At 33.5% G+C, this 382-nt stretch carries 1 protein-coding gene; it reads right to left on the bottom strand.

Annotated features, from left to right (window positions below; genetic code table 11):
* Window positions 1-56: 56 nt before the first annotated feature.
* The coding region (locus AC1DWA_RS33725) for an ABC transporter substrate-binding protein (RefSeq protein ID WP_477917894.1) at window positions 57-382 on the bottom strand (326 nt) is incomplete at its 5' end.

Below are 382 nucleotides of genomic sequence, written 5' to 3'. Positions count from 1 at the left end.
GAATTATGATTGGTAACCAATTTGTTTTTCCCATACCATTCAACGCACCTTATTATTTATTTAGTTAAATCTTTTGCTGCCACTTTTAAAAATGCTGTTTTACTCCAAGCTGTACCGCCTTGAGCAAGAGGGTCAACTGAATTCACAAACACTTTGTTATCTTTGGCAGCTGTGACGCTTTTCCAAATAGCGTTGTTTTGTAACTCTTCTAAAGCTTTAGGTTTTTGGGCATTTTCACTTTCTGAAAACTGTAAAAATATGTAGTCAGGATTTATCTCTGCTAATTTTTCTAAAGAAATTAGTTCTTGTGCCTTCACAGGCTTAATCTCTTCAGGAACACTTATTCCTAAATCATTATATATAACAGGGTTTAGATATACAT

The organism is Rhodococcus sp. P4_F3_2 (genome assembly GCF_056401335.1).
Note: the sequence above shows the minus strand (reverse complement) of the source record. Positions and strands in the feature narration are given on the sequence as shown.